Below are 25,837 nucleotides of genomic sequence, written 5' to 3'. Positions count from 1 at the left end.
CATTTCCATGGCGGATTCGTGGGTCAATTCAGCGGAGCGGATCGGGGCCGACCTGCATCTGGAGCTGTCCAGTCCGGGTGGTCGGCGTGCGGCGCTGATCCGGGCCCTGCGCGAGGCCGTGCGCAGCGGGCGGCTCGCTCCGGGCACGCGGCTGCCGCCGTACCGCTCGCTCGCCGCCGACCTCGGCGTCGCCCGCAACACGGTGGCCGACGCGTACGCGGAGCTCGTGGCGGAAGGCTGGCTCACCGCCCGGCAAGGCTCGGGGACCCGGGTCGCGGAGCGGGCCGAGCCGCTGCGGCCGGCCGCCCGCGTGCCCAGGAAGGCGCCGCCACGCGCGCGTGGACCACGGCACGACCTGACGCAGGGCACCCCGGACATCTCCGCGTTCCCGCGCGCCGCCTGGCTGGCCTCCTACCGCAGGGCGCTCCAGCAGGCGCCGAACGAGGTGTTCGGGCCGGGCGACCCGGCCGGGCGGGTCGAGCTGCGGGAGGCGCTCACCGAGTACCTGGCACGCGCGCGTGGCGTGCGGACCGAGCCGGGCAGGATCGTGATCTGCTCCGGTTTCGCGCACGCGCTGCGGCTGCTGTTCGGCGGGGCCGTCCTGCGCGGGCCCCTGGCGGTGGAGGCGTACGGGCTCGGGTTCCACCGGGAGGTCCTCGCCGCCGCCGGTGTGCGGACCGTGCCGCTGCCCCTCGACGAACACGGCGCCCGGGTCGACCGGTTGGGGCGCGAGCGGGCCGTGCTGCTCACGCCGGCGCACCAGTTCCCGACCGGCGGCCCGCTGCACCCCGCGCGCCGGGCCGCCGTGATCGACTGGGCACGCGCGCGTGGCGGGCTGGTCCTGGAGGACGACTACGACGGGGAGTTCCGCTACGACCGCAGGCCGGTCGGCGCCGTCCAGGGGCTCGACCCCGAGCGTGTGATCCACCTCGGCTCGGTCAGCAAGAGCCTGTCGCCGGCGGTGCGGCTGGGCTGGATGGTGCTGCCGGAGCGGTACGTGGGCGCCGTCCTGGCCGCCAAGGGGGAACGGGAGGCGTGGGCGAGCGTCCTCGACCAGCTGAGCCTGGCGGACTTCATCACCTCGGGGTCGTACGACCGGCACGTGCGGCGGATGCGGCAGCGGTACCGGAGCCGCCGGGACCGGCTCGTCGCCGCGCTCGCCGAGCACGCGCCGCACATCGAGGCCACCGGCGTCGCGGCCGGGCTGCACGCGGTGCTGCGGCTGCCGCCCGGCACCGAGGCGTCCGCGGTCAAGGCCGCCGTCTGGCAGGGCATCGCCCTCGACGGCCTCGCCGCGTTCCGGCACCCGGAGGCGGACATGCCGGTGAGCGACGGCCTCGTCGTGGGGTACGCGACCCCGTCCGAGCATGCCTACGGGCCGGCCCTGGAGGCGCTGTGCGGTGCCCTGCCGCCGCCCTGACCGACCCGTGAAGCAACGTCGTGGAGCAACGTGGAGCTACGGCTTGCGGGCCACCGCCCCGTACCCGGGGATCACCCCGTCGTCCTGCCCGGGCACGGGCTCGCCCAGCTCGGGGTGCCAGTGGTGCGGCACCTCGACGCCGGGCTCGACGAGGTCCAGGCCATCGAAGAAGCGGGTGAACTGCTCGCGGGAGCGCAGGGCCAGGGTGACGCCGGCGGCGCGGAGCTTCTCGGTGGCCGCCTTCGACTCCTCCGGGGTGAAGTCGGCCGTCGCGTGGGTCATCCCCAGGTAGCTGCCGGAGGGCAGTTCGGCGAGCAGCCGGCCGACCAGGTCGTGCGCGCCGTCCTCGTCGGAGACGAAGTGCAGCAGCGCGATCAGGGACAGCGCGACGGGCCGGGTGAAGTCCAGGACCTTCCGCGCGCCCTCCAGGATGGCGTCCGGGTCGCGCACGTCGGCCTGGAGGTACTCGGTCACCCCCTCGTCGGTGCCGCGCAGCAGGGCCGCCGCGTGGGCCAGCACGATCGGGTCGTTGTCGCAGTAGACGACCCGGGCGTCGGGGGCGGTCTCCTGGGCGACCTGGTGGAGGTTGGGCTCGGTCGGGATGCCGGTGCCGATGTCCAGGAACTGGCGTACGCCGCTGCGGGCCAGCCAGCGCGTGGCCCGGTGCATGAACGCGCGGTTGACCCGCGCCATCACCGGCACCCTGGGGTCGAGGGCGAGCATCTGGCGGCCCATCTCCTCGTCGACCGGGTAGTTGTCCTTGCCGCCGAGGTACCAGTCGTACATCCGCGCGGGATGGGGTCTGGTCGTGTCGATCTGGACGGCCGAGGTGGGGTCCTGCCCGGTCATGAGGCACTCCGTAAGGGACAAAGGGTAGTCAATTCAGCACCATGGATAGGAAGTCGAGCCAGAGAAACCGCAACACATCAGGACAGCAGGAAGTCCGCCTCCCCCGCCTTGGCTCCTTCGATGAAGGCCGTCATCTCGTCGGTGGTGTAGATCAGCGCCGGACCGTCCGGGTCGGTGGACTGGCGGACGGCGATCCGGCCGTCGGCGAGCTTCATCGCCTCCAGGCAGTTGCCGCCGTTGCCGCCGCTCCACGGCTTGTGCCAGCCTTCGCTGCCCAAGTCACGCGCGGGCATGCCGTTGTAGACGTGTTTGCGCGGCTTGATGCGATCCATTCACAGCTCCTTGCGGAGATCCCGGAGGATCTCCTTCGTGCGATGTGCCGTAGCGGCCTGCGCCGCCATGCGGTCCATGACCTCGAGGTGGGTCGCCACCTCGACGCGCGCGTCCAGATAGACCGCGCCGGTCAGGTACTCGCTGTAGACCATGTCCGGCAGTTCGGGCATGGCGAATCGGAACAGCACGAACGGTCCGTACGTGCCCGGGTGCGGCCCATTGGCGAACGGGGCGACCTGCAACGTCACGTTGGGCAGCTTCGTGGCCTGAAGCAGCCTGTCGATCTGGGCACGCATCACCTCCGGGCCGCCGACCGGGCGCCGCAGCGCGGTCTCTTCCATCACGACCCACAGCCGGGGCGCGTCCTCGCGGGTGAGCAGGTCCTGGCGCTGCATGCGCAGGGCGACATGGCGCTCGATGTCCTCGGGCCGGGTCTGGCCGATGGCGCCCGAGCGGAGCACTCCGCGCGCGTACTCCTCGGTCTGCAACAGGCCGGGGACGAAATGCGGTTCGTAGCTGCGGATGACGCTGGCCGCGCCTTCCAGGCTCACGTACATCGAGAACCAGCCGGGCAGGATGTCGTGGAAACGCTGCCACCAGCCGGGCCTGTTCGCTTCCTCCGCCAGCTGGACGAAGGCGTCGGCCTCCTCCTCGCAGATTCCGTAGGCCTTCAGAAGCAGTTGCAGGTACGGGATTTTGAGCGCGACCTCGGCCATTTCCATACGGCGGACCGTGGCGGGGGCGACGCGGAGGATGCGGGCGGCCTCCTCGCGCTTCATCCCGGCGCGTTCCCGCAGGTCCGACAGGCGCCGACCGAGGACGACCTGCCCGACAGTCGGCGCGGACCGCGGTTCGCTCACGCTCCACCTCCACGAAGAGTTCTGACGAGCCGGCCACAAAAGAACGCTGACAGCCCTGCGGCGCCATTCGAAGACCTTTTCGAAGAGTCGATCCAAACAAACGTTTCGAACGAAGCTTCGGCGATCTCAACTGGCGCCGCGCGGGGTGCTGTTGCGAGCAGTGTGCCACGGCCTTCCAGACCGCCACACAGCACTCTGCAATTTTCAGAGTGACACTTGCCAAGTGTTCCCGGCGGGGCGATAGTGGCAAGCGTGATTCCGTCCGCGCCCTTAGGAACAGACGCCGCCGCAGGCCTTCCCGGCCTCGGTGTTGGAGCGGGTCCCCTCGGGGCCGCCGAGCGCCGGTTCCGTTTCGAGCTGGCCGCGCATCCGGGTTCCCCCGCACAGGCCAGACGGCTGACGCGGGCCCGGCTGACCGGCTGGTCGGTGTGCGAGGACACGTGCGACAGCGCGGCCCTGGTGGTGTCCGAGCTGGTCACCAACGCCCTCGTGCACACGGCGAGCACCCACATAGTGTGCGAGCTGCACGACGGCGACGACCTGGTGCGGATAGCCGTGCGCGACGAGGGCTGCGCCCCGGGCCAGCCCCACGCCGCCAGCCGGACACGGCCCGAGGAGGAGCACGGGAGGGGACTGCTTCTCGTCGACGCCCTCTGCCGTGCCTGGGGTGCTCACGAGCACGGCCCCGGGCTGCTGGTCTGGGCCGAGCTGCCGCGCACGGCGGACGCTCCGGACGACCCGGCCGGGCCCCGCAACGACCTGGGCTGGGGCACCCGCCCGAAGCCCGGTCCGTCCGACGGTTCGGGCGACGGGGAGGGAACCCGGGTGCGCCACGCGAAGAGCGCGCCGGAGGTGCCCGCCCAGGAGCGTCACCGAGAGCGGGGGCCGGCATGACGTCCGCGCACGGCGGCCGCGTGCTGAACCTGGACACCCTGGCCCGCCTCCGGCGCGGGCTGCGCGCACCGGGCCCGGCCCTGCGCCTGCCGGTGCCCGAGGGCATGACCGCCCCGCTCGGCTTCGACGCCGTCGCCGTGCCGGCCCGTCTCGGCCCGCTGGTCATGCCCCGGCTGCCCCGCGTGGGCTGCGTCTACGCCGACGGGACGACCTGGTGGTGGCTGGTGCCGTCCGACTCCGACCACGCCCTGGAGTGGCCGGCCCCCGCGCACTACGCCACCGGCGCGGTCGTCCCGGACGCCCCGGAGATCCCCGAGCTGATCCACCGCCCGGACGGCACGCTGCCGTACACCCCGCCGATCCCGCTGTACCTGGCCTTGTGCCGCGTGACGGGCACGGCCCCGTCCTGGTCGCGGCCGGTCAGCGCGTAGGGGCCGCGAACGGCCGGTCGGCGTCCGAGGACCAGGACCGGCCGGACAGCGTTCCGGGGACCGGGACCGGCCCGTCGACGCCCGAGGACCAGAACCCGCCCGTCGACGCCCGAGGACCAAGACCGGCCGGACAGCGCCCGAGGACCAGGACCAAGACCGGCCGGACAGCGCCCGAGGACCAGGACCAGCCGGACAGCACCCGAAGACCAGAACCCGCCCATCGGCGCCCGAAGACCAAGACCGGCCGGACAGCGCCCAAGGACCCGGACCAGCCGGACAGCGCGTGAGGGCCGTGCCCCGAAGGGACGGGACGCCGAAGGGCACGGACGCCGCTCCCTCGCACGACCACCCCGCGACTCCGCGCCGTTCCGTGCGGCCTTCGGCCGGGTCGTGCGCCCGCGCGCATCCGGCGCCCCGGGCTGCGCCCTGCCCGGGCGGGCACCGCACCGCAATAGTGACCGTTCATCCATGAACGGGCCACGAGCGGGAGGTCGGTCGACGGTGGCGAAGAAGCGGACCGCGCCGGAGGTGTCCGAATCGGAGCGGCTGCTCTTCGGCGGGCCGCTGCGCTACGACATGGGCTGGAACCAGCACGCCGACGCGTTCCTGGAGCTGAACTTCCGCGCCATGATCACCCGGCTGCCGTCCCTGCTGGCGTCCAGCCTCCGGCTCGCCCGGCAGGCCGACCGGGGCGCCGCGCGGATCGTGCTGGCGGCCGAGGCGGGCCGGGGCGTGGCGCAGGCGGTGAGCCTGCTCGCGGTCAACAGTGTGCTAGCGCGGTTGATGGGCGGCGGGCCGATCGAGGACCGGCTGCGCGGAGCCGTCCCGGCCCTGGTCACCGTGGCCGTCGTGATGCTGGTCGCGGCACTGCTGCGGGCCGCCAGCACGTATGCCACCGGCCGCCTGGAGCCCAAAGTGGAGAGGGTCGCGACCGAGCAGTACCTGGAGCGGGCCGCGGCCGTGGAGCTGGCCGCGATCGAGGACCACGCCTTCCACAAGCTGCTGGACACCGCGCAGTACGGCGCCGCCTCCGCGCGCCGGATGATCGCCTACGGGACGCGTGTGATCAACGCGATGATCTCGCTGGTGGCGGCGGCCGGCGTGCTGACCGTGCTGCACCCGGCCCTGCTGCCGCTGCTGGTGACCATGACCCTGCCGAGCGCCTGGAGCGCGCTGACCGTCGCCCGGCGGCGCTACGAGTCCTTCCACGCCTGGGTGCAGCACGCCCGGGCCGGGCGGCTGCTCGGCAACCTGCTGATCGAGCCCGAGGCCGCCCCGGAGATCCGGGTGCACGGCGTGGGCGCGTTCCTGCTGCGGCACTTCCGTGCGATGTCGGAGACGGCCGAGGCCGAGCAGGCCCGCCTCGCCCGGCTGGCCGCCCGCACCGGCCTGATCGCGGCGGCGTGGACGGGCCTGGCGACGGTGGCGACGTATGCGACGCTCGGCGGGCTGCTGCTGACGGGGGCGATGGCCCTGTCGGTGGCGGGTACGGCCGTGATCGCGATCCGGACCGGCTCGCAGAGCCTCGACACGCTCGTGGTGGAGGTCAACGCGCTGCACGAGGAGGCGCTCTTCGTCGGCGACCTGCACCGGCTGTACGCGGAGGCGGCGCAGCGGGCGATCCCGGAGGGCGGCCGGCCGCTGCCGGAGGACCCGCGCGAGATCCGCTTCGAGAACGTCACGTTCCGCTACCCGGGCGACAACGCCCGCCCCGCCCTCGACGACGTGACGCTCACCCTGCCGCTCGGCCGGATCGTGGCGCTGGTCGGCGAGAACGGCTCCGGCAAGACGACCCTGGTCAAGCTGCTCGCCGGGCTGTACACGCCGGAGAAGGGGCGGATCCTGTGGGACGACGTGGACGCGGCGACCGCCGACCGGCACCGGCTGGCCGAGCGGATCGCGATGGTGGCGCAGGACTTCAAGCGGTGGCCGTTCACGGCCCGGGTGAACGTCGCCCTGGGGCGCACGTCGGCGCCGGTCTGCGAGGAGCGGCTGGCCGCGTCCATCGCCGAGGCCGGGGCGGAGACGGTGGTCGCGGACCTGCCGCGCGGGCTGGACACGCTGCTCGCCCGCAACTTCAGCGGCGGGCACGAACTGTCGGGCGGCCAGTGGCAGCGCCTCGGCATCGCCCGGGCGGCCTACCGCAGGGGCCGCATCCTGATCGTGGACGAGCCCACGGCGGCCCTGGACGCCCGGGCCGAGCTGGAGGTCTTCGAGCGGATCCGCGCCCTGGCCGACAGCGGCCAGACGGTCGTGCTGATCACGCACCGGCTGGCGTCCGTACGCCATGCTGACCTGGTGCACGTCCTGGACCAGGGCCGGCTCGTGGAGTCCGGGACGCCGGACGAGCTGCTGGCCACCGGCGGGCTCTACGCCGAGCTGTACGCGCTCCAGGCGGAGCAGTTCACCAGGACGCCCCCGGCGGTCGCGCCGGTCCCGAAGGTGCCGGCGCCGAAGGCGGGCTGAGCCACGAGGTCACGCCGTGGCGTCGGCACCGTCCCCGCTGCGCACGATCACCAGGAACATGTCCGTCGCGAGGTCCATGACGACCTCGGCAGGCAGGCCCTCCAGACGCCGCGCCTGCGCGAACTCCTCCGCCGGCCAGGAGCCACGCGGCCCACCGGCGGGAAAGCTCTCGAGCACCGTTCGCCCGTTCACCCTGCACCTCCATGTAGCGCTGTACTCGTAGAGTTAAACGCCAACCATGGGGTGAACGGCTCACGAAGTGACGGTTCTGAGACGTAGTTGACACGCGTTCACCGTCAAGTGTGACCAACCTCTCAGCCGCCTGGCTTATATGTTCACTTTCCGTATCAGTCGTCGTACTCATCGTGATATCGGGTGCGCTCATTCCCCGCAGGCGCACCAAGAGCCGACGCGCGCCCCTTGGGCTCCTCCCACTCCTCCTGCCGGCCCAGCGCGGTGAGGTCCAGCAGGCTGGTGGTCGAGCCGAGGCCGTCGAGCCCGCGCTCGTACGTCGAGTAGGTGTGGAAGACCCGGTCACGGTCCCGCAGGAAGCAGCTGAGGCCGGGCCGCTCGACGAGTTCGCCGTCGCGTTCGAGCGTCACCTCGTAGTCGCGGTTGAAGTCGGTGCCGTACGAGGAGTACCAGGGTACGGTCCAGCCCATCCGCGCCTTGAACGGCAGGAGCTTCGGGTACGGAGCCCGGGACACGGCCGCGAACGACGTACTGCGGGCCTCGAGATGGGCGAGATGCCCTATTTGGTCCAGGAATCCGGAGCAGCTGCGGCAGCCGGCGTCCCACTCCGGCGCGAACATGAAGTGGTAGACGACCAGCTGGTGCCGGCCCTCGAACAGGTCGAGCAGGGTGGCCTTGCCGTCCCCGCCCTCGAACACGTACTCCTCCTCGACCTCCACCATGGGCAGTCCGCGCCGCTCTGCGCCCAGCGCGTCCCGCGCGCGGGTGACGGCCTTCTCCTTGACCAGCAGTTCCGCGCGCGCCGCGCGCCACTGCTCGCGCGAGACGATCTCCGGAAGCGACATGGGCCCTCCTGTGACAAACGGTCCGTCCGGGGTGGTGACCGGCGGGAGGGGCGGAACTCATCGCTGTCCGGAGGAATTTTCGCGATCGGTTTCCGGGGCGTCAGGTGTCGTACTCCTGGATGCGCCGGCCGTGGCTTCGGTCGACGAGCGCGGGCAGGCGCTCCTGCAGCTCCCGCACCACCGCCGGCACGTCGATCGTCAGCAGTTCCCGGTCGCGCATCAGGATCCGTCCGTCGACGATCGTGGTGCGCACGTCGGCGGAGCGGGCGCTGTGCACGAGGGTGGCGGCGAGGTCGTGGACGGGCTGTGTGTGCGGCCCGGTGAGGTCGACCAGGACGAGGTCCGCCCGGCGGCCCGGCGCGATGCTGCCCACCGTGTCCCCCAGTCCCACGGCGCGGGCGCTCTGGAGGGTGGCGTGGTGCAGGGCCTGGCGGGAGTCAGCCACCGCGGGTCGCCCTCGGCCGACTTCTGGACCAGCGAGGTGAGGGCCATCGACTCCCACACGTCGAGGGAGTTGTTGGAGGCGGCCCCGTCGGTGGCGAGTCCGACGTCGACGCCGATGGCGCGCAGGGCGCGGACGGGTGTGGTGTCGGGCCAGGCGAACTTGAGGTAGCCGCGGGGCGCGGTGGCGACGGCCGTACGACCGTCCGCCCGCTCCAGGAGGGGCAGGTCGCGGTCGACGATGCCGGTGCCGTGGGCGAGGAGGACGTCCGTGTCGAGGATGCCGGTGCGGGCCAGGACCTCGACCGGGGTGACGCCGTGGCGGGTGAGGCTGGTCTCGGTCTGATCGCGGTTCTCGGCGGCGTGGAGGTGCACGGGCAGGCCGTGCGTGCGGGCGAGCTCGGCGGTGGCGGCGAGGTCGTCGTCGACGACGGTGTAGGGGGCGTGGGGCGCGAGCGCGGTGGTGATGCGGCCGTCGGCCGAGTCCCGGTGGCGGAGCGCGAACTCCAGTGACCGCTCCCGGTCTTCGGGCCCCTGCGAGGAGAAGAAGGCCTCCCCCAGCAGCGCCCGCATGCCGCACTCCGCGACCACGCGCGCCACCGCGTCCATGGCGAAGTAGTGGTCGGCGAAGCAGGTGACGCCGCCGCGGATCATCTCGGCGCAGGCGAGCCGCGCCCCCAACTCGACGTCCTTCGCCGTGAGGTTGGACTCGACGGGCCAGACGACGCCGTTGAACCACTCCTCGGTCGGCAAGTCCTCGGCGAGGCCGCGCAGCGCGACCATCGGCGCGTGCGTGTGACAGTTGACCAGGCCGGGCAGGGCGACCTGGCCGCGGGCGTCGATCCGCTCGGCGGCGGGCAGGTCCGCGACCGCCGCCGAGGTCGTGACCGCCTCGACGAGCCCGTTCCGTACGACGATCGCGGCGTCCTCCTCGAACCCGATCCGCTCTTGATCGTCGTGCACGAGGACGGTACATGCGCTGATGATGAGGTCGGCGGGACTGTCCGCGGCAGAAGGCGTCATCACGCCAACGTACGACGACGTCGTAGGGCGGCAGGAGCCGAACCGCACATCCCGTCGCGGCTCTGTCGCGGGGCCGGCCGGGCAGGCACCCTGGCCTCACCACCCCGCCTGTCGGCTTCGGAAAGGAGCCCGGCATGCTCCTCGGCACCTGGAACCTGGAGAACCTCTACCGGCCCGGCGGCCCGTACGGCCCGGAGGACGACGCCGCGTACGGGGCGAAGCTCGCCGCGCTGGCCGCCGTGATCACCGAACTCGACCCGGCGCTGCTCGGCGTGCAGGAGGTCGGCGACCCCGAGGCCCTGAAGGACCTGGCCGGGATGCTCGACGACGACTGGCATCTCGCCCTGTCCGAGCACGCGGACAGCCGGGGCATACGGGTCGGGTTCCTGAGCCGTGCGCCCCTGACGGTCGTGGCCGACACGACGGCGTTCCCGGCGCAGCTGCGTCCCGTGCAGGTGGACGACTCGGGGCTGACGGTGGCGCGGGCGGGGCGTGGCCTGCTGGCCGTGGAGGTCGAGGACGGGCCGCTGCGGGTGGCCGTCTGCCACCTCAAGTCCAAGCTGCTGTCGTACCCGGACGGCCGCTTCCACCCGCGTGACGAGGGCGAACGGGCCCGCTACGGCGCCTACGCCCTGTACCGGCGGGCGGCGGAGGCGACGGCCCTGCGCGCCCTCGCGGACGAGCTGCTGGAGGGCGACGGGCGGGCCCGGGACGTGGCGGTACTGGGCGACCTGAACGACGAGACACAGGCGGCGACCACCCAGATCCTGCTCGGCCCGCCCGGCTCGGAGATCGGCACGCCGGGATACGACAGGCCCGACCAGGGCGACGCGACACGGCTGTGGGACGTGGCCCCGCTCATCCCGGCCGGACAGCGCTGGTCCCGCGTCAACTCCGGGCGGCCCGAGCTGATCGACCACATACTGGTCAGCCACCGTCTGGTGCACCGGGTGACGGCGGCGGGCACGGGCCTGCCCGGCGAGGGCCCGCCCCGGCTGCCGTCGGTCGGCCCCGACCCGGCGGAGCGGCGGGGCGCGCCCGGGTCGGACCACGCCCCGGTGTGGGTGCGGATCGGCGGCTGAGGACCATCGACGTCCCGGAGCGCCTGAGGTGGGCGGTGGGGATCCTCGACCCCGCCCCCGGCGACCGCGTGCTGGAGATCGGCTGCGGCCGGGGAGTCGCGATCCCGCTGATCTTCGCCCGCCTCACCACGGGCACCGTCACCGCCGTCGACCGCTCCGCCACGGCCGTGGCGGCGGCACGCCGCCGCAACAGCGAGGCGGTCGCGGCCGGGAGGGCCGCCTTCCACGTCCGGTCCCTGGAGGACGCCGACTTCGCCGCCGGCTCCTTCGACAAGGTCCTGGCGGTGAACGTGAACCTCTTCTGGACCCGCCCGGCGGACGCGGAACTGACGGCGCTGCGCCGCTGGCTGGCGCCGGGAGGGGTGCTCTGCCTGTGCTGGGAACCGCCGGACGGGACGCGGGCCGCCGAGATCGCCCGGAAGGCCGAGCGGGCGGTCGCGGGCCACGGGTTCGGGACGCGGACGGTGCGGGACGGCCGGCTGGTGGCGGTGCTGGGCCTGCTACCCGGCGAGGGGCGTCCGGGGCAGCCGTAGTCCCGCCCGCTCCACCGGTCCGGCGAGGTCGGCGAGGACGGCGGCGAGGCGTTCCCGGTGGCGGGGGCCGATCTGGCCCGTGTCGTCGAGGTGCACGGCGCAGGCGGTCGTGGTGTCGACGAGGCGTTCGAGGACGTCGGCCACCTCGTCCGCGCCCTCGGTGTGTCGGGCGAGGGCGGGCAGTTCGTGCGCGGCGAGGGAGATGGCCGTGCGGGCCTCGGCGAGGGTGCGGTAGGCCTCGCGGCGCAGGGTCCAGCGGGCGGCGCGGGGGTCGGAGGGGGTGCCGGAGGTCCCGATGCGCGGGGCGTCGGCCCTGGTGAGGACGTGGGTGTCCGCCTCGTCGAGGACGTGGGTGAGGTAGGCGTGCGCGGCCTCGTTCGCCGCCGCCAGCCGGGCGCGCACACCGCCGCCCCGCTGTCCCGGCATCGGCAGATGCCCGACGATCAGCACGATCGCGCAGGCCAGCAGCGTCTCCCCGATCCGGCCCGCGGAGGCCTGGGGCTCGCCGCCGACCATGACCAGGGCGAGGACGAGGACGGTGACGACGGCGGTCTGGGCGGCGAAGTGCCGGGTGGCGACGGGGATGAGCGCACCGCTGAGGGCGACGAGCGCGATGAGCCCTTCCGGCCGGGGCAGGACGGCGGCGAACCCGGCGAAGAGGAGCGCGCCGAGTACGGTGCCGGCGGCCCGGTTCAGCACCCGCGAGGCGAGCGGCCCCAGGTCGGGCTTGACGAGGAAGACGGCGGTGGCGGGCAGCCAGTACCAGTGCTCGTGCTGCCCGTACCACTGGGTCTGGTGCAGGGCCTGGGCGACCGCCGAGCTGGCCCCGAAGCAGAGGGCGACGCGCAGCCCGTACTCGCGTCCGGCGCTGCCCAAGGCGGCGCGCAGCCGGTCCCGGGCGGTACGGGGCCGGGTGTGCAGGTCTCCGCCCCTGCCCTGGTCGAACACCTCGGCGGCGTGCAGCAGCGCGTCGTCGAGGGCGCGCAGCGCGGGCGCCGAGCGGGAGGGCGCGGGCAGCGGCCCGGTGTGGCTGTTGCCGCGGACCGCGGCGGCGAGCCGCCGGGGGCCTTCGGAGGCCCGCTCGGAGACGGCCTCGCCGGCCCACGCGAGTGCGGTGGCGGCCTCGGCGAGGGGCAGGGCGGCGGCGTACTGCGCGTGCAGCCGCCGCTCGGCGGAGGAGGAGGCGTACCGCCGCAGCCGGGGCCCGGCCAGGGCGTCCTGCGCGTGGTCGAGGGCGGCGGTGAGCGCGGCCCGGCGGCGGGTGGCCTCGGGCCCGCCGACGGCGTCGAGGAGCTCGGCGACGGCGTCGTACACGCCGGCCACGGCCTGCCGCTCCCCGTCGAACCGGAAGTCACCGGCGAGGGAGCCGGGCGTGGGCAGCACGAGCCGGAGCGCGAGCAGCCACCCGGCCCCGGCGAGGAAGCCGAGCGCGCGCTCCCACCCCGGCTCCGGCAGGGGCATCCCGGCCCCGATCGCCGAACCGACGAGCAGCTGGGTGCCGACGGCGGACGCGACGGGTCCAATGGCGCTGATCCCCCCGGCGACCAGGCCCACCAGGGTGAGGATCACGGTCAGGACGACCGCGCCGGTCTCCTGCCCGGCGTACGTCCCGATCACCAGCCCCAGGGCACCGCCCAGCGCGGGCACCCCGATCCGCTTGACCGAGGCCCGCCGGCTCCCCGGCCGGTCGTTGATCCCGGCGAGCATGGCGGCGATGGCGGCGACGACGCCGAGCGAGGTGTGCCCGACCTGCACGGCCACCAGCAACAGCGGCCCGGCGGACAGGGCCCCCCGCGTCACCGCGCTCCAGGGCACCGGCCCCCGCTGAGCACGCAGGGCATGCGCGAGCCAGGGCGGCAGCGCGAGGGGGACACGGGTGGGCCGGGACACAGGGCTCCTGTCGTCTCGTCGGAGGCAGGGGTGGGCCTTCGGGCGACGGTGGCCGGGCGGGGTCGGTGCCCACGGTAGGCGGGGTTCCTGGAGGAAAGGTTTCCGGAACGTGACGGACCGGTCGGAAGCCGGGTTCTTTATGAACGCAATCGGGAGTGGGACGGCCCCGGCAACCGGCCCCGGCAACCTTTCGGTGCCCGGCGACCACTGACGAGTCGCAAGCGCGTGTTCTCCTGAACCACGTAAGGACTCATCCGTGGCCTCCCGTTCCCACCGGCGTCCCCTTCGCAGACGGCGTTCGGCCCTCTTCTCCGCGGTAGCCCTGGCGGCCGTCGCACTCCTCGTGTCCCTGGTGCTGGCACTGCGCCCCGGCGGTGAGCCGGACACCGTGCGAGCCGCGGCCGAGCCCGCCACGAGCCCACCGGCGAGCACCACGCCCACGGCACCGAAAGCGAAGGCCAAGGCCACACCGAAGCCGAAGCCGTCCACGGCGACCCCGGCCCCGGCACGCACCACGACCCCCGCCCCCGCTCGGCGCTCGCCCGCCGGCAGCCCGCCGTCCTCACCCCGGGCGGTGTCCGGCTCGGCCCCGCTGGCGGGGCGGATCAAGCCCCAGGTCTCCTACCAGGGGGTCGCCACGCACTACGACGCCGCGGACGGCGACGGCGCCTGCCTGTACGGCCCGAGCCCCGATCTCATGGTCGCGGCGATGAACCACACCGACTACGAGACGTCCAAGGCATGCGGGGCGTACGTCCTCGTCCGCGCCGCGAACGGCGCCTCCGTCACGGTCCGGATCACCAACGAATGCCCGCTGCCCTGCGCCCCCGGGCAACTCGACCTGAGCAAAGAGGCTTTCGCGAAGCTCGCCGGCCTCTCCGCGGGCCGGATACCGATCACCTGGAGCCTGCTGAGCCCCAGCACGTCCGACACGGTCTCGATCCGCTACAAGACCGGCTCCAGCCGCCACTGGTGCGGCATCCAGGCACTCGGCCACCGCAACCCCCTGGCCCGGCTGGAGGTCGCCACCGGCAGCGGCTGGCGGAGCCTGACCCGCACCGAATACAACTACTTCCTCTCCCCCGACGGCACCGGCTGCGGCGGCCCCCTGCGGCTCACCGACATCTACGGCGAACAACTCACCGTCGAGGGCATCGCCCTCCGCCCGGACACCGCCCAGCCGAGCCGCGTCCAGTTCGCCCGGCACTGAGCGTCCTCAAGCCCCGCCGGCTCGTCCGCCGCGGAGCAGCGCCTCCGCGTCGGCGACCGCCCGGACGAGGCGCCCTTGGGGGCGTGGCCCGCCTTCGCGTACGCCAGGGTGGCCGCGGCCATGCCGTGCCAGTGCGGCGGGGCGGTCTCACGCAGGGCGCGGGGATAGGCCGCTGGGCGCGGCAGTTCGCCCCGCAGCTGCCTCGCCGCCCTCCCCACCGTCCGGGCGGTCACCCTGGGCGGCTCCCGCGCCCAGGGCACCGAACGCCCGGACAGCGACTGGGACCTGGCGGTCTACTACCGGGGCGCCTTCGACCCGGACGACCTCCGGGCGCTCGGCTGGGAGGGCGAGGTCTCCGAGATCGGCGCGTGGGGCGGCGGCGTCTTCAACGGCGGCGCCTGGCTGACGATCGACGGGCGGCGTGTGGACGTCCACTACCGCGATCTGGACGTCGTCGCACACGAGCTGGCGGAAGCGGAGCGGGGCCGCTTCCGCGTCGAGCCCCTGATGTTCCACCTGGCGGGCATCCCGACGTACCTGCTCGTCGCCGAACTCGCGATCAACAAGGTTGGTCACGCAGGTCGCGGGCGCGATCGCCCTCGCGGCGACCCAGACCGCGCACGCGGTGCTGGCGGCGCGCGGCGAGTGGGTCACCAACGAGAAGGGACTCGTGGGCCGGGCCGGTCTGGGCGAGGTGGACGCCCTCGTCGCGAGTCTGACGGCGACGGTCCGATGGGGTGGGCACGGCGGGCTCCTCGACGGTCGGGTTCCAGGGCAGCGTAGGGGGACAGCCCGGTCGGCGTGAAACGAAATACGGGTGCGCCCGGGTTCGGGACCCCGCATGATCGGTGGTTGTTCTGTCGCCGCCCCAGACCGGAGACCCCGTGATCCAGCGCGTCACCGTCCCGAGCCTCTTCCCGCCGCCCGCCTACTCCCACGCGTCCGTCGTCGAGGCCGGCACCAGGCTCGCCTTCCTCGCCGGTTCCGTCCCCCTCGACGCCGACGGGAACCTGATCGGTGAGGGAGACCCGGTGCGGCAGGCCGAGCAGGTGATCGGCAACCTGCGGGAGCAACTGCGCGCGGTCGGCAGCGACCTGGCGCATGTCGTGTCGACCGACGTGTACGTGGTGAGCGGCGAACCCGCGGTGCTCTCCGCCGTCTGGGCCGTCGTCGAGTCGTCCGGGCTCAGCACCGGACCGCACTCCTCGACGCTGATCGGCGTGGCGTGCCTCGGATACCCGGGACAGCTGGTGGAGATTACGGCGACAGCCGTCGTTCCCGATTAGCCGTCCGGCCGCAGGAGTGTCCCCATGTTGATCGAGCACCGCGGGCGGCGCCCCGTCGTCCCCGAGTCCGCCTACGTGGCCCCGACGGCCGTCCTGTGCGGGGCCGTCGTCCTCGGTGAGCGCAGCCGGGTGCTGCACGGGGCCGTGCTCACCGCCGAGGACGGGGAGGTGCGGGTCGGTTCGGACGTCGTCGTCATGGAGAACGCGCTGGTGCGGGGGCGGGCCCGGCATCCCGCCGTGATCGGTGACGCCGTGCTCGTCGGGCCGCACGCCCATGTGAACGGGGCGACCCTGGAGGACGAGGTCTTCGTGGCCACCGGTGCCTGCGTCTTCCCGGGAGCCGTCGCGGGCACCGGCTCCGAGCTGCGGATCCACAGCGTGCTGCACGTCAACTCGGTGCTGCCGCCCGGCACCGTCCTGCCCATCGGCTGGATCGCCGCGGGCGCGCCCCGGGCCCGGCTCTTCGCCCCCGGCGAGCACGACGAACTGTGGCAGATCCAGGAGGCGCTGGACTTCCCCGGCACGGTGTACGGCATCCCGCGCGGCACCTCGATGCGGGAGGTCATGGCCCGCCAGGTGGCGTTCTACGGGGCCCATCGCGACGACCTCCCGCTCGACGGCCCGTCATGACCTACCGGTTCGGGCCTCCCCACACCCGCCGTTTCGGCAGCGGCTCGGCGTAGCTCCCCGCCCGGCTCGTCGTCAGCCCCAGCACCACCAGCGACTCCGCCAGCTTGACCGCCGCCGCAACCCCGTCGACGACCGGCAGGCCCAGCTTCTCCCCGACCACCCGCTGCAACCCGGTCATGCCGGCGCAGCCCAGCACCAGCACCTCCGCCCCGGCCGCGCAGGCCCGCTCGGCGGCGGCCAGGAACGCCGTCTCGGTGCGCTCGTCGTCGCCGAGGTCGAGCACGTTCAGGCCCGTGCCGACGACTGCGGCGCAGTTGCGCGCGACGCCCGCCGTCTCCAGGCTGTCCTCGATCTGGCCGCGGGACCGCTCCAGCGTGGTGACGACGCCGTAGCGGCGGCCCAGCAGGCAGGCCAGGTGCGCCGCCGCCTCGGTGATGTCGACGACCGGTACGTCCACCAGCTCCCGTACGCCTTCGCGCCCGTGCTCCCCGAAGCCGGCCATGACCACGGCGTCGTACGGCGGTCCGTCGTAGGTGCGCAGCGTGTCCAGGACGGCCGCGGCGGACAGGTAGCTGTCGAGCCAGCCCTCGGCGGACGCGGGCCCCCAGGCGGGGGTCAGTCCGGTCACGGTGGTGCCCGGGCCTGCGGCGGCCCGGGCACCTCGTACGATCTCCTCGGTCATCTCCTGCGTGGTGTTGCAGTTGGTGACGACGATCCGCACGTTGCTCAGACCTCCGCGGTGGCGCGCTCGGGGCGGCACAGCGCCGCGTACAGGCCGGCCGCGATGGCCGTGCCGATGAACCAGGAGTACGGCGCGACGTCGCTGAAGGTCTTCACCAGCGCGAGCACCGCCGCGACACCGGCCGCCGGCAGGAACGCCCACAGCGCCTTGGGGTTGACGCCCTTGCGGTAGTGGTAACGGGAGCCGGGCGTGGCGTCGAACAGTTCGTCGACGTTCACGCGGCCGCGCTTGACCCAGTAGTAGTCGACCATGATCACGCCGAACAGCGGGCCGAGGAAGGCGCCGAGGCCGCCGAGGAAGTAGTTCACGACCGTCGGGCTGGAGAAGAGGTTCCAGGGGGTGACCAGCAGCGCCGCGACCGTGCTGATCATGCCGCCGATCTTGAACGTGATCTTCTGCGGCCAGACGTTGGCGAGGTCGTACGCCGGCGAGACGAAGTTGGCGACGATGTTGACGCCCATGGTGGCGATGGCGAAGGTCAGCGCGCCCAGCACGAGCACCCAGGTGTTGCCGATCTCGGCGACCAGGTAGGCCGGGTCGGTGATCTCCTTGCCGAAGACCTCGAAGGCGCCCGCGGTGACGATGACCGACACGATCACGAAGGCCGTGGAGTTGACCGGCAGGCCCCAGAAGTTGCCGCGCTTGACCGTCTTGTAGTCGGGCGAGAAGCGGGAGAAGTCGCAGTAGTTGAGCATCAGGGTGCCGTAGGTGGCGAGGACCAGGCCGATCGCGCCGAACCACTGGCGCCACTGCTCGCCCACGGAGACCGGGTGCGGGGTCGAGGTCAGCGAGATCGTCCAGCCCGCCTTGGCGAGGATCCACACGGCCAGCGCGATCATCACGAGCCAGATCGCCGGGCCGCAGAAGTCCTGGAACTTGCGGACCGACTCCATGCCCCGGCTGATGATCGCGGCCTGCACCAGCCACAGCGCGATGAAGGAGACCCAGCCGAGCGCGTCCAGCCCGAGGAAGGAGTTGTGCGTCCACGACTCCAGGCTCGGCCAGGCCGCGAGCAGCATCACGTTGACGGCGACGGAGGCGAGGTAGGTCTGGATGCCGTACCACATGATGGCGATCACGGCCCTGATCAGCGCCGGGATGTTGGCGCCCCAGACGCCGAAGGCGATCCGGCTGACGACCGGGAAGGGCACGCCGTGGCGCTGCCCGATCTTCCCCATCCAGTTCATGCCGATGTAGATGATCACGAAGCCGACGAGCAGGGACGTGAAGATCTGCCAGACGTTCATGCCCAGGAAGAGCAGGCCGGCGGCGAAGGTGTAGTTGCCGAGGTTGTGGACGTCGGACATCCACATGGCGAAGAGGTCGAAGACCTTCCAGTTGCGCTTCTTCGCGGGGGCGAGGTCTTCGTTGGTGAGCCGGGGATCGGGGACGAACGCCGGGGCGCCGGTGGCTGGGGCACGGTCGGCCAGGGACACGGGGGCCTCCATGAGCAAGGGGACGACGGAGGACTGCTCTGCGGGGGGCTTTGGTATACCAAACTGCGCTCATGGTGCCCTCGTCAACCGTTCTGACCGATGTCGCTCTTGTTAACGCCGCGTAAAAGACACCTCGCGTCGGCGAAGATGGGCTCCATGACGAAGATCGAACCCCTCGGAGCGGTGCGCGAGCGCGTCACGGCCGATCTGCGCCAGGAGATCATCGCGGGCAGCCTCCGTCCCGGCGACCGCCTGGTCGAACGCGAGCTGGCGGAGCGTTTCGGGGTCTCGCGCGTGCCGGTCCGGGAGGCGATCCGGGCACTCGTCGCCGAGGGCTTCGTCCACTTCGAGACCCCCCGCCGCACGGTCGTGCGCCGTCTCACGCCGAACGACGTGAAGGAACTGTTCGAACTGCGCGAGGCCCTGGAGGTCTACGCCGCCGGACTCGCCGCGTCCCGCGCGACCCCGCAGGACCTCGCCGCGGTCCAGGAGCTCCTCGACCGCGCGGCCACCGCCACCGAGGCCGGGGACGCCGAGGCGATCACGGACATCAACAGCCGCCTGCACGACCGCATCGTGGCGATGGCCGGCAACAGCCTGCTGACGGAGGCCCTGGAACCGGTCGCCGGCCGGCTGCGCTGGATGACCCGGCGCAACGAGGAGTGGCCCCAGCTCCTGGTGGAGCACCGCGAGCTGTACGAGGCGATCGCCTCGGGCGACCCGGACCGGGCCCGCGCGCACGCGCTCACGCACGTGCGGACCAACTATCGCTCCACGGTGCGGCACCTGTTCGGCGAAGAGGTTCCCTAAGGGATGCCCCCAGGCTCGGTCAGCTGGCCGTCGGCAGTTCGGCCGCCCGCGCGGCCGTGCGCAGGACGTCGCGCAGCATCGCGGGGGTGAGCCGGCCCGTGAAGGTGTTGCGCTGGCTGACGTGGAAGCAGCCGAACAGCTCCAGGCCGTCGAGGAGGTAGCGGGCCCCGTGGGCGAAGGCGGGGCGGGGCCGGGGCACGGACCAGCCCGCCTCCGCGAACGCGGGCAGCGCGGCCTGCCAGCCGAAGCCGCCGAGCACCACGACGGCCCGCAGCGTCGGGCGCAGCAGCCGCAGTTCCTGCACGAGCCAGGGGCGGCAGGTGTCCCGCTCCTCGGGGGTGGGCTTGTTGGCGGGCGGGGCGCAGTGCACGGGCGCGGTGACGCGCACGCCGTACAGCTCCAGACCGTCGTGGGCGTGCACGGCGGTGGGCTGGGAGGCCAGGCCGACGTCGTACAGCGCCTCGTACAGCACGTCTCCCGAGCGGTCGCCGGTGAACATCCGGCCGGTGCGGTTGCCGCCGTGGGCCGCGGGGGCGAGTCCCACGATCAGCAGCCGGGCGTCCGCCGGCCCGAACCCGGGCACCGGCCGCCCCCAGTACGTCCAGTCCGCGAAGGCGGCTCGCTTGACCCGGGCCGTCTCCTCACGCCAGGAGACCAGCCGCGGGCAGGCCCGGCAGTCCGCGATGCGCCGGTCGAGGTGAGGGAGACCGCTGGAGTCCATCACTCCACCGTAGGGGCAGGCGGGGGTCGCGGGCACAGTGGGGCGACATCCCCGGGGCCGGTCCCGATCCGCCGGTATGCGGGCTCAGACGCCGCTGACCTGCGGAACTCAGACGCCGCTGGCCTGCGGAGCTCAGACGCCGCTGGCCTGCGGGGCCCGTTCCCCGCTCCGGCGGAGCCAGAGCAGGGCGCCGGCCAGCAGGACGGCACTCGTCAGCAACCAGGGCAGCGGGCCCGGCCGCAGGCCCCCTACGACCAGACCGGTGAGCGCGCCGGCCAGCTGCTGGGCGAGGGACTGGACGGACAGGGCGGTGGCGCGGCCCGCGCCGGGGACGCGGCGGTGCAGCAGTTCGTTCTCGTTCGGGGAGGCGGCGCCGAGCCCCAGGTAGACGAGCCCGAAACCGAGGACCGCGAGGGCCGTGGCCATCGGGTGGACGGAGGCCGCCGTGATGCCGAGCAGCAGCAGGCCGCCCGCCCCGGCGGCGAAACCGGCGAGCACGGCCCGCTCGCCGCTGCCCGCGACCCGGGCGGCGAGGGGCGCGAGGTGGCTGCCGACACCGGAGCAGACGAAACCCGCGCAGGACAGAGCGGCGTAGACCATCGCCCCGGAGCCGGTCGCGCCGGTCAGCGCCACGGCACGGCCAGGTATCAGCAGTTCGATGGCGGCCAGGCCGCCGCCGGCGGCAGCGGCGGTGAGCAGGATCCGGCGCACCAGCGCGTCCCGTCCACCCAGCCGCAGTCCGCCCAGGACGGTGACCGGGACGCCGCGCAGCACGGCACGCAGGGTGGCCGGTGGTCGCGGCGGCTCGCGCAGGACGGCCAGTACGTAGCAGACGAAGACGACCCTGACCGCCGCTCCCAGCAGCAGGGGAACGGACAGCGGCAGCACCGCCCCGGACGTCGCCTCACCCAGCCGGGCACCGAGATCGGGTCCCAGGCCGAGCAGCCAGGGCAGGGCACCACCGAGCAGGAGGCCGGCCGCGAGGGCGGCGGAGGTCGCGGAGCCGCCCCGGGCCAGACCGGTGCGTAACTCGGCGCCGGGGCCGGAGCACGCCTGGACGGTGTCGACGTACCAGGCCTCGGCGGTACCGCTGGCCAGGGCCCGGGCCGCGCCCATGAGCACCATGCCGGCGGTGAGCACCCAGGCGGTGGTGCCGAGGCCGACCAGGACGCAGGCGACGACGTTGAGCGCACCGGCCATGGCCAGGACCGGCTGGCGCCCGAGGACGTCGGAGAGGCCGCCCGTGGGCAGTTCCAGCGCCGCGACGGTCAGCGAGTGGGCCGCGAAGAGCCCCGCGACGGTGGTCAGGGACATGCCGCGCTCGCCGAACAGCAGGACCATCGAGGCCATGCCCAGGCCCGGCGGCAGCCAGAGGAGCGCGCAGACGGTGACGTAGCGGCGGCGCGCGGTCCGCGCCCCGGGCGGCTCGGTCACGAGGTCCGTCATGAGGCGGCCTCGGGGGTCGTGCCCTCGGGCTTGCCGTCGTGGGCCGTGCCCCCGTGCTTGACCTCGGGGGCCGTGCCCCCGGTGCTGCCGTCGGGGGCACGGCCCTCGGTGTCGCCGTCGTTCCGTTCCCGCGGGGCGAGCGGCAGACCGGCGGTGAGGAGCACGACGTGCTCGGCGCGCGGGTCGTCGGCGTCCCGGGCGGTCAGTTCCTCCAGCTTCCCGGCGACGGTGTCCCAGAGCTCGGTGAGCGACTCGGCCGTCAGCCGGGGCATGAGGTCGCTGATCCCGGACGGCTCCACCCACTCCTGACCGAGCCGCCCGGCGGCCAGGTCCGCCTCGTGCCGGGCGAGGGACGCCTCCAGATGCTCGATCTGCCGCCGCCGCGCCAGGCTGACGAAGGCCCGGCCCGCGGCGGAGGACTCCATCGACTCGTTGCTCCAGGACGTCAGGGTGTGCAGCGCCCGCCAGCGCCGCTCCCGCCCGTCACGGTGCTCGGCCTCCGCGATGAACGCGTACTTCGCCAGCACCCGCAGGTGGTAACTGGTCGACGCCGACGACTCCCCCGTCCGCGCGGCGAGCTCACTGGCGGTGGCAGGCCCGTCTTGCCGCAGCAGCCCGAGCAACCGGATGCGCAGGGGGTGGGTGAGGGCCTTCAGTGCGGCGGTGTCGCGCTCGGGGTCGAGTACGCGCCTGTGCTCGTCGCTGTCCATGCCGGGAGGGTAGGCCGCGGCCGCCATTTAGCAAAACTACTTTTGCAAAACTGCTTTGGCAGATTCGGTCGCGGTCGAAATCCCTGCCCGGCCCGGCCACTCGGAGGACTAAGGTCGGGGACATGGCTTCTCCAGGTGCGGAGCACGACAGGACGGGCGGAACCGACGACACGGCGGCCGAGGGCGCGCGCGACTCCGCGGCCGGGGCCGGGGCCGCGAAGGCCCTGGACCCCAAGGTCGCCGCGGCCATCGCCGCCGCCGAGGCCGCCGGGCCGCAGGGCGGCGAGACGGTCCGCGTGGACAGCTGGATCTGGTCCGTACGCCTCGTCAAGACCCGCTCCCTCGGCGCCACCGCCTGCCGGGGCGGACACGTGCGCGTCAACGGCGAGCGCGTGAAGCCCGCGCACGCCGTGCGCGTCGGTGACGAGGTACGCCTGCGGCACGACGGCCGGGAGCGGGTCGTCGTCGTCACCCGGCTGATCCGCAAGCGGGTCGGCGCCCCCGTGGCCGCCCAGTGCTACATCGACAACTCCCCGCCGCCCCCGCCCCGCGAGGCCGTCGCCCCCGCCGGCATCCGCGACCGCGGCGCGGGCCGCCCGACCAAGCGGGACCGCCGCGAGCTGGAACGCCTCCGCGGACTGGCCAGCCCCGGCGGCGGCCCCGGTCCCGGCAGCGGCCCCGGCCCTGGCGGCGGTCCCGGCCCCGGCGGCTTCGGCAGCGGCTCGAGCCGACCGAGGCCCTGAGAAGTCCGTCCCGACGGACCCGGCGAGGCCGCGGAACACGGCGATCAGGTCTGCCCCTTGTCTAGGCGATCAGACCGGGCCCTGGTCTGGGCAATCAGGCCGGACCGTGGTCTACGCGATCAGCCCCGCCCTGGTCTAGGCGTGCCCGGTGGAGCCGCCGGCCGCGAGCGGCAGACTGCGCAGCGACAGTGCGCTCGGCGCCGGCAGCGCCCCGTGCGCCGCCTCGGCGCGGAACGACTGGAGCAGATACGCCACCAGCCGCCGGGACGCCGCACGGTCCCCCGGCAGCGCGGTGACCAGACCGCAGTGGGACAACAGGGCAACGACCAGGTCGGAGGGGTGGAAGTCGGGCCGCAGCGCGCCCGCCGCCTGAGCCCTGCGGACCAGGGTCATGAAGTCCCGCTCGGCCCGTTCCCGTGCCCGTGCGTGTTCTCCCGTGCTGTCCGGGAAGGCCGCGGCGAACGCGGCCGGGAAGCCCCGCTCCTCCCGCTGGAGTGCGCAGACCGTCTCGACCAGCCGCTGGAAGCCCCGCCACGGATCGGGGTCGGCCAGCGCCTCGGTGAGCGCCCGGGCGCAGGTGTCCATCTGCTGCGCGAACGCGGCCCGCACCAGGGCGTCCCGGGTCGGGAAACGCCGGTACAGCGTCGCCACGCCGACCCCCGCCCGCCGGGCCACGGTCGCCATGGGCGCGTCGATGCCGTGCTCGGCGAAGACCGAGCGGGCAGCCGCGAGGATGCGCTGCCGATTGCGCCGGGCGTCCGCCCGCAAGCCGTCCTGACCCGCGATCCGAGAGGAATCCCCCACCACTGTCTCTCACCTCCGGCTCAAGTGGACGATCTCGTCCGCTTGGCAGCCTACGCTCGGCGCCCGGATCCCCCTCACGGTTACTGGTGGCGAAGGTGAGCACGATGGACGACCGCACGATGAGAGCCGTACTGTTCGACCGCTTCGGCGGCCCCGAGGTGCTGTACGTGGGCCGGGTGCCGCGCCCCGGGCCGGCACCCGGCGAGGTCCTGGTGCGCGTGCGCGCGTTCAGCGTGAACGGCGGCGAACTGGCGGCCCGTTCCGGCCGGGTACGCCTCCTCACCGGCCGGTCGTTCCCACAGCGCACCGGGCTGGACTTCACCGGCGAGGTCGCCGCACTCGGCACCAGCGCGACCGGTATCGCGGTCGGCGACCGGGTGTGGGGCATCGTGGGCCGCGTCTCCGGGTTCGGCAGCGCCGCCGAGTACGTGGCGGTACGGCCCGAGCGGCTCGGCCAGGTCCCGGACGGGCTGGACCTCGTGGCCGCCGCCGCACTGCCGGTGGCGACCACCGCCGTCACGGCCCTCCGCGACAAGGCCGCGCTGCGCCCCGGCGAACGGCTCCTCGTGCGGGGCGCGGCGGGCGGCGTCGGCAACGCCGCCGTCCAGCTCGGACGGGCGTACGGCGCCGAGGTCACGGCCCTGGCCCGCGCCGCCAACCTCGACTTCGTCCGCACGCTCGGCGCCCACCACGCCGTCGACCACCGGGCCGTGTCCCCGGCGGAACTGGGCCTGTTCGACGTCGTCCTGGACACGGTGGGCACCGGCCTGCGTGCCTTCCGCCGACTGCTGAAGCCCGGCGGACGCATGGTGGCCATCGCCTTCGACCCGACGCGGCCGGCCGCCTCGCTGGGCTACATCGCGGCCAGCGCCGTCCACGGACGCGGCCGGGTGCGCTTCTTCAGCGGCAACCCCGGCCGCGCGCACTTCGACGACCTCGCCCGCCAGGTGACGGAGGGAAAGCTGCGGCCGGCGGTGGACACGGTCTTCCCGCTGGAGGAGACGGCCGCCGCCCATCGAGCGCTGGAGGCGGGCGGGGTGCGCGGCAAGTACGTGGTCAGGGTCGACTAGGCCGTGTTTTAAGGTTCTGATTCCTGTGCGCGCCCTGCACGGTGATGAGCAAGATGTGGGGCGAGGGGATCTTTCTGATGAGCAGTGGTCGGTGCTGGAGTCGTTGCTGCCTGCGGTGGGCATAAGTCGCAGGTGGCCTGGCTGTCGGCGGCTGGTAAACGGTGTGCGGTGGCGGGTTCGGACCGGAGTTCCTTGGCGGGACCTGCCGTTCGAGTACGGACCGTGGCAGACGGTGTATGGACTGTTCCGGAGATGGCAGCGTCGGGGTGTGTGGGCCCGGCTGTTGACATTGTTGCAGGCGAGGGCTGATGCGGCCGGGCTGATCTTCTGGGAGGTCAACGTCGACTCCACCATCTGCCGGGCACACCAGCATGCTGCCGGTGCCCGCCGGCGCGGTGCTGTGCAGAAGGAACCGCCGGGCGGAGTGAGCGCCGAACCTGAAGACCATGGACTGGGCAGGTCGCGAGGCGGGTTCACCACGAAGATTCATCTGGCGTGTGAGCAGGGACAGAAGCCGTTGTCGCTGCTGATCACCGCCGGGCAGCGCGGTGACAGTCCGCAGTTCGAGCCGGTCCTGAACGCGATCGGTGTGCCCCGGCTTGGTGTCGGCCGGCCGAGAAGCCGCCCGTTGGGGGTGCGAGGCGATAAGGCGTACTCTTCACGCGCGAATCGCGCCTACCTGCGCAGACGTGGCATCAGGTGCACGATTCCTGAGCCGGTCGGTCGGGTCCGCAACCGCAGGCGCCGCGGCCGTGGCGGTGGCCGTCCGCCCGTCTTCGACCGCGAGGACTACAAGGCCCGGCATGCGGTCGAATGCGGGATCAGCCGTCTCAAGCAGCACCGGGCCGTGGCGACCCGGTTCGACAAACTTGCGGTTCGGTTCGAGGCGACGGTTCAGGTCGCGGCGATTCATCAGTGGCTGTGAACCCTCAGTCTGCCGTCGTGCGGATGCCCCAGCAGGAAAGGACGG

Annotated in this window: 25 protein-coding genes and 2 pseudogenes; 14 read left to right on the top strand and 13 right to left on the bottom strand. The window is 73.4% G+C overall.

The window, feature by feature from the left end; all coding sequences use genetic code 11:
* Positions 1-7: 7 nt before the first annotated feature.
* On the top strand, positions 8-1,420 hold the full coding sequence (gene pdxR / locus IE255_RS06175; protein ID WP_190049069.1) for a MocR-like pyridoxine biosynthesis transcription factor PdxR: 1,413 nt from the start codon (positions 8-10) through the stop codon (positions 1,418-1,420).
* Between the two features lie 36 nt (positions 1,421-1,456).
* On the opposite strand, the gene IE255_RS06170 is transcribed toward pdxR, so the two are convergent.
* From IE255_RS06170 to IE255_RS06160, 3 genes are all read right to left on the bottom strand, one after another.
* Positions 1,457-2,269 carry an SAM-dependent methyltransferase gene (locus IE255_RS06170; RefSeq protein ID WP_190049068.1) on the bottom strand — a complete coding sequence of 271 codons (813 nt, stop codon included), beginning with the start codon at positions 2,267-2,269 and terminating at the stop codon, positions 1,457-1,459.
* A gap of 77 nt (positions 2,270-2,346) precedes the next feature.
* Positions 2,347-2,601 carry a DUF397 domain-containing protein gene (locus IE255_RS06165; protein ID WP_020277664.1) on the bottom strand — a complete coding sequence of 85 codons (255 nt, stop codon included), beginning with the start codon at positions 2,599-2,601 and terminating at the stop codon, positions 2,347-2,349.
* Positions 2,602-3,462 (bottom strand): Sco1979 family transcriptional regulator, encoded by an 861-nt coding sequence (locus IE255_RS06160; protein ID WP_190049067.1) that lies wholly within the window; start codon positions 3,460-3,462, stop codon positions 2,602-2,604.
* 243 nt (positions 3,463-3,705) lie between these two features.
* Between IE255_RS06160 and IE255_RS06155 the strand changes: the two genes are divergently transcribed.
* The 3 genes from IE255_RS06155 to IE255_RS06145 all read left to right on the top strand — a co-directional run bounded on the left by IE255_RS06155 (position 3,706) and on the right by IE255_RS06145 (position 7,253).
* Positions 3,706-4,356 (top strand): ATP-binding protein, encoded by a 651-nt coding sequence (locus tag IE255_RS06155; protein ID WP_190049066.1) that lies wholly within the window; start codon positions 3,706-3,708, stop codon positions 4,354-4,356.
* The gene (locus IE255_RS06150) at positions 4,353-4,787 is read left to right on the top strand and encodes a hypothetical protein (protein WP_190049065.1); all 435 of its coding nucleotides are present in this window, start codon (positions 4,353-4,355) and stop codon (positions 4,785-4,787) included. The genes IE255_RS06155 and IE255_RS06150 overlap by 4 nt, the downstream gene beginning before the upstream one ends.
* Positions 4,788-5,255: 468 nt before the next feature.
* Positions 5,256-7,253 carry an ABC transporter ATP-binding protein gene (locus IE255_RS06145; RefSeq protein ID WP_190049064.1) on the top strand — a complete coding sequence of 666 codons (1,998 nt, stop codon included), beginning with the start codon at positions 5,256-5,258 and terminating at the stop codon, positions 7,251-7,253.
* A 9-nt stretch (positions 7,254-7,262) separates the two neighbouring features.
* On the opposite strand, the gene IE255_RS06140 is transcribed toward IE255_RS06145, so the two are convergent.
* The 3 genes and pseudogenes from IE255_RS06140 to IE255_RS06130 all read right to left on the bottom strand — a co-directional run bounded on the left by IE255_RS06140 (position 7,263) and on the right by IE255_RS06130 (position 9,754).
* Entirely contained in the window at positions 7,263-7,445 is a 183-nt protein-coding gene (locus tag IE255_RS06140) for a DUF8839 family protein (protein WP_190049063.1), read from the bottom strand.
* Between the two features lie 155 nt (positions 7,446-7,600).
* On the bottom strand, positions 7,601-8,290 hold the full coding sequence (locus tag IE255_RS06135) for a DUF899 domain-containing protein (protein ID WP_190049062.1): 690 nt from the start codon (positions 8,288-8,290) through the stop codon (positions 7,601-7,603).
* Positions 8,291-8,390: 100 nt separating this feature from the next.
* Positions 8,391-9,754: pseudogene (locus tag IE255_RS06130) on the bottom strand (amidohydrolase).
* A gap of 134 nt (positions 9,755-9,888) precedes the next feature.
* Between IE255_RS06130 and IE255_RS06125 the strand changes: the two are divergent.
* Positions 9,889-10,836 (top strand): endonuclease/exonuclease/phosphatase family protein, encoded by a 948-nt coding sequence (locus IE255_RS06125; RefSeq protein ID WP_190049061.1) that lies wholly within the window; start codon positions 9,889-9,891, stop codon positions 10,834-10,836.
* 35 nt (positions 10,837-10,871) lie between these two features.
* On the top strand, positions 10,872-11,369 hold the full coding sequence (locus tag IE255_RS06120; RefSeq protein WP_190049060.1) for a class I SAM-dependent methyltransferase: 498 nt from the start codon (positions 10,872-10,874) through the stop codon (positions 11,367-11,369).
* Here the strand turns inward: IE255_RS06120 and IE255_RS06115 are convergent.
* Complete coding sequence (locus IE255_RS06115; RefSeq protein WP_190049059.1) at positions 11,337-13,259, bottom strand: FUSC family protein; 1,923 nt, start codon at positions 13,257-13,259, stop codon at positions 11,337-11,339. The genes IE255_RS06120 and IE255_RS06115 overlap by 33 nt on opposite strands.
* A gap of 256 nt (positions 13,260-13,515) precedes the next feature.
* Here IE255_RS06115 and IE255_RS06110 point away from each other — a divergent pair, with 256 nt between their 5' ends.
* The 4 genes and pseudogenes from IE255_RS06110 (at position 13,516) to IE255_RS06095 (ending at position 16,385) form a co-directional block, all read left to right on the top strand.
* Positions 13,516-14,469 (top strand): expansin EXLX1 family cellulose-binding protein, encoded by a 954-nt coding sequence (locus IE255_RS06110; protein ID WP_190049058.1) that lies wholly within the window; start codon positions 13,516-13,518, stop codon positions 14,467-14,469.
* A gap of 201 nt (positions 14,470-14,670) precedes the next feature.
* A pseudogene (locus IE255_RS06105) lies at positions 14,671-15,274 on the top strand (nucleotidyltransferase domain-containing protein); the annotation flags it as partial.
* 79 nt (positions 15,275-15,353) lie between these two features.
* On the top strand, positions 15,354-15,755 hold the full coding sequence (locus IE255_RS06100) for a RidA family protein (RefSeq protein ID WP_190049057.1): 402 nt from the start codon (positions 15,354-15,356) through the stop codon (positions 15,753-15,755).
* A 24-nt stretch (positions 15,756-15,779) separates the two neighbouring features.
* A complete protein-coding gene (locus tag IE255_RS06095; RefSeq protein WP_190049056.1) occupies positions 15,780-16,385 on the top strand; it encodes a gamma carbonic anhydrase family protein in 606 nt (201 codons plus the stop codon).
* Between the two features lies 1 nt (position 16,386).
* On the opposite strand, the gene IE255_RS06090 is transcribed toward IE255_RS06095, so the two are convergent.
* Both IE255_RS06090 and IE255_RS06085 read right to left on the bottom strand, forming a co-directional pair.
* Entirely contained in the window at positions 16,387-17,106 is a 720-nt protein-coding gene (locus IE255_RS06090; RefSeq protein WP_190049055.1) for an aspartate/glutamate racemase family protein, read from the bottom strand.
* 5 nt (positions 17,107-17,111) lie between these two features.
* Positions 17,112-18,563 carry an NCS1 family nucleobase:cation symporter-1 gene (locus tag IE255_RS06085; protein WP_190049054.1) on the bottom strand — a complete coding sequence of 484 codons (1,452 nt, stop codon included), beginning with the start codon at positions 18,561-18,563 and terminating at the stop codon, positions 17,112-17,114.
* A 147-nt stretch (positions 18,564-18,710) separates the two neighbouring features.
* Between IE255_RS06085 and IE255_RS06080 the strand changes: the two genes are divergently transcribed.
* Complete coding sequence (locus tag IE255_RS06080) at positions 18,711-19,373, top strand: GntR family transcriptional regulator (RefSeq protein WP_190049053.1); 663 nt, start codon at positions 18,711-18,713, stop codon at positions 19,371-19,373.
* A 19-nt stretch (positions 19,374-19,392) separates the two neighbouring features.
* Here IE255_RS06080 and IE255_RS06075 read toward each other — a convergent pair whose 3' ends face one another.
* From IE255_RS06075 to IE255_RS06065, 3 genes are all read right to left on the bottom strand, one after another.
* Positions 19,393-20,094, bottom strand: a complete 702-nt coding sequence (locus IE255_RS06075) for a uracil-DNA glycosylase (RefSeq protein ID WP_190049052.1) — start codon at positions 20,092-20,094, stop codon at positions 19,393-19,395.
* A 132-nt stretch (positions 20,095-20,226) separates the two neighbouring features.
* Positions 20,227-21,540 (bottom strand): MFS transporter, encoded by a 1,314-nt coding sequence (locus IE255_RS06070; RefSeq protein WP_190049051.1) that lies wholly within the window; start codon positions 21,538-21,540, stop codon positions 20,227-20,229.
* The gene (locus tag IE255_RS06065; protein ID WP_229906287.1) at positions 21,537-22,250 is read right to left on the bottom strand and encodes an ArsR/SmtB family transcription factor; all 714 of its coding nucleotides are present in this window, start codon (positions 22,248-22,250) and stop codon (positions 21,537-21,539) included. The genes IE255_RS06070 and IE255_RS06065 overlap by 4 nt, the downstream gene beginning before the upstream one ends.
* Positions 22,251-22,372: 122 nt before the next feature.
* Here IE255_RS06065 and IE255_RS06060 point away from each other — a divergent pair, with 122 nt between their 5' ends.
* Positions 22,373-22,993, top strand: a complete 621-nt coding sequence (locus IE255_RS06060) for an RNA-binding S4 domain-containing protein (protein ID WP_190049050.1) — start codon at positions 22,373-22,375, stop codon at positions 22,991-22,993.
* Positions 22,994-23,128: 135 nt separating this feature from the next.
* Here the strand turns inward: IE255_RS06060 and IE255_RS06055 are convergent, their stop codons facing one another.
* On the bottom strand, positions 23,129-23,797 hold the full coding sequence (locus tag IE255_RS06055; RefSeq protein ID WP_190049049.1) for a TetR/AcrR family transcriptional regulator: 669 nt from the start codon (positions 23,795-23,797) through the stop codon (positions 23,129-23,131).
* 104 nt (positions 23,798-23,901) lie between these two features.
* On the opposite strand from IE255_RS06055, the gene IE255_RS06050 reads away from it, so the two are divergent.
* Together IE255_RS06050 and IE255_RS06045 are read left to right on the top strand one after the other, a co-directional pair.
* The gene (locus IE255_RS06050; protein WP_190049048.1) at positions 23,902-24,867 is read left to right on the top strand and encodes an NAD(P)-dependent alcohol dehydrogenase; all 966 of its coding nucleotides are present in this window, start codon (positions 23,902-23,904) and stop codon (positions 24,865-24,867) included.
* A 55-nt stretch (positions 24,868-24,922) separates the two neighbouring features.
* Positions 24,923-25,792, top strand: coding sequence for an IS5 family transposase (locus tag IE255_RS06045; protein ID WP_190049360.1), 870 nt, complete (start codon positions 24,923-24,925; stop codon positions 25,790-25,792).
* The last annotated feature ends 45 nt before the right edge of the window (positions 25,793-25,837 follow it).

This window comes from Streptomyces lomondensis (assembly GCF_014651035.1).
Lineage (GTDB): Bacteria > Actinomycetota > Actinomycetes > Streptomycetales > Streptomycetaceae > Streptomyces > Streptomyces lomondensis.
This window is presented reverse-complemented; position numbering and strand designations above follow the sequence as displayed.

Excerpts from the sequence above, each read along its gene's own strand:
- pdxR (WP_190049069.1), top strand. The coding sequence starts at position 8 with ATGGCGGATTCGTGGGTCAATTCAGCGGAGCGGATCGGGGCCGACCTG.
- IE255_RS06050 (WP_190049048.1), top strand. The coding sequence starts at position 23,902 with ATGGACGACCGCACGATGAGAGCCGTACTGTTCGACCGCTTCGGCGGC.
- IE255_RS06135 (WP_190049062.1), bottom strand. The coding sequence starts at position 8,290 with ATGTCGCTTCCGGAGATCGTCTCGCGCGAGCAGTGGCGCGCGGCGCGC.
- IE255_RS06125 (WP_190049061.1), top strand. The coding sequence starts at position 9,889 with ATGCTCCTCGGCACCTGGAACCTGGAGAACCTCTACCGGCCCGGCGGC.
- IE255_RS06170 (WP_190049068.1), bottom strand. The coding sequence starts at position 2,269 with ATGACCGGGCAGGACCCCACCTCGGCCGTCCAGATCGACACGACCAGA.
- IE255_RS06165 (WP_020277664.1), bottom strand. The coding sequence starts at position 2,601 with ATGGATCGCATCAAGCCGCGCAAACACGTCTACAACGGCATGCCCGCG.
- IE255_RS06095 (WP_190049056.1), top strand. The coding sequence starts at position 15,780 with ATGTTGATCGAGCACCGCGGGCGGCGCCCCGTCGTCCCCGAGTCCGCC.
- IE255_RS06060 (WP_190049050.1), top strand. The coding sequence starts at position 22,373 with ATGGCTTCTCCAGGTGCGGAGCACGACAGGACGGGCGGAACCGACGAC.
- IE255_RS06070 (WP_190049051.1), bottom strand. The coding sequence starts at position 21,540 with ATGACGGACCTCGTGACCGAGCCGCCCGGGGCGCGGACCGCGCGCCGC.
- IE255_RS06075 (WP_190049052.1), bottom strand. The coding sequence starts at position 20,094 with ATGGACTCCAGCGGTCTCCCTCACCTCGACCGGCGCATCGCGGACTGC.
- IE255_RS06145 (WP_190049064.1), top strand. The coding sequence starts at position 5,256 with ATGAACGGGCCACGAGCGGGAGGTCGGTCGACGGTGGCGAAGAAGCGG.
- IE255_RS06150 (WP_190049065.1), top strand. The coding sequence starts at position 4,353 with ATGACGTCCGCGCACGGCGGCCGCGTGCTGAACCTGGACACCCTGGCC.
- IE255_RS06065 (WP_229906287.1), bottom strand. The coding sequence starts at position 22,250 with ATGGACAGCGACGAGCACAGGCGCGTACTCGACCCCGAGCGCGACACC.
- IE255_RS06080 (WP_190049053.1), top strand. The coding sequence starts at position 18,711 with ATGGGCTCCATGACGAAGATCGAACCCCTCGGAGCGGTGCGCGAGCGC.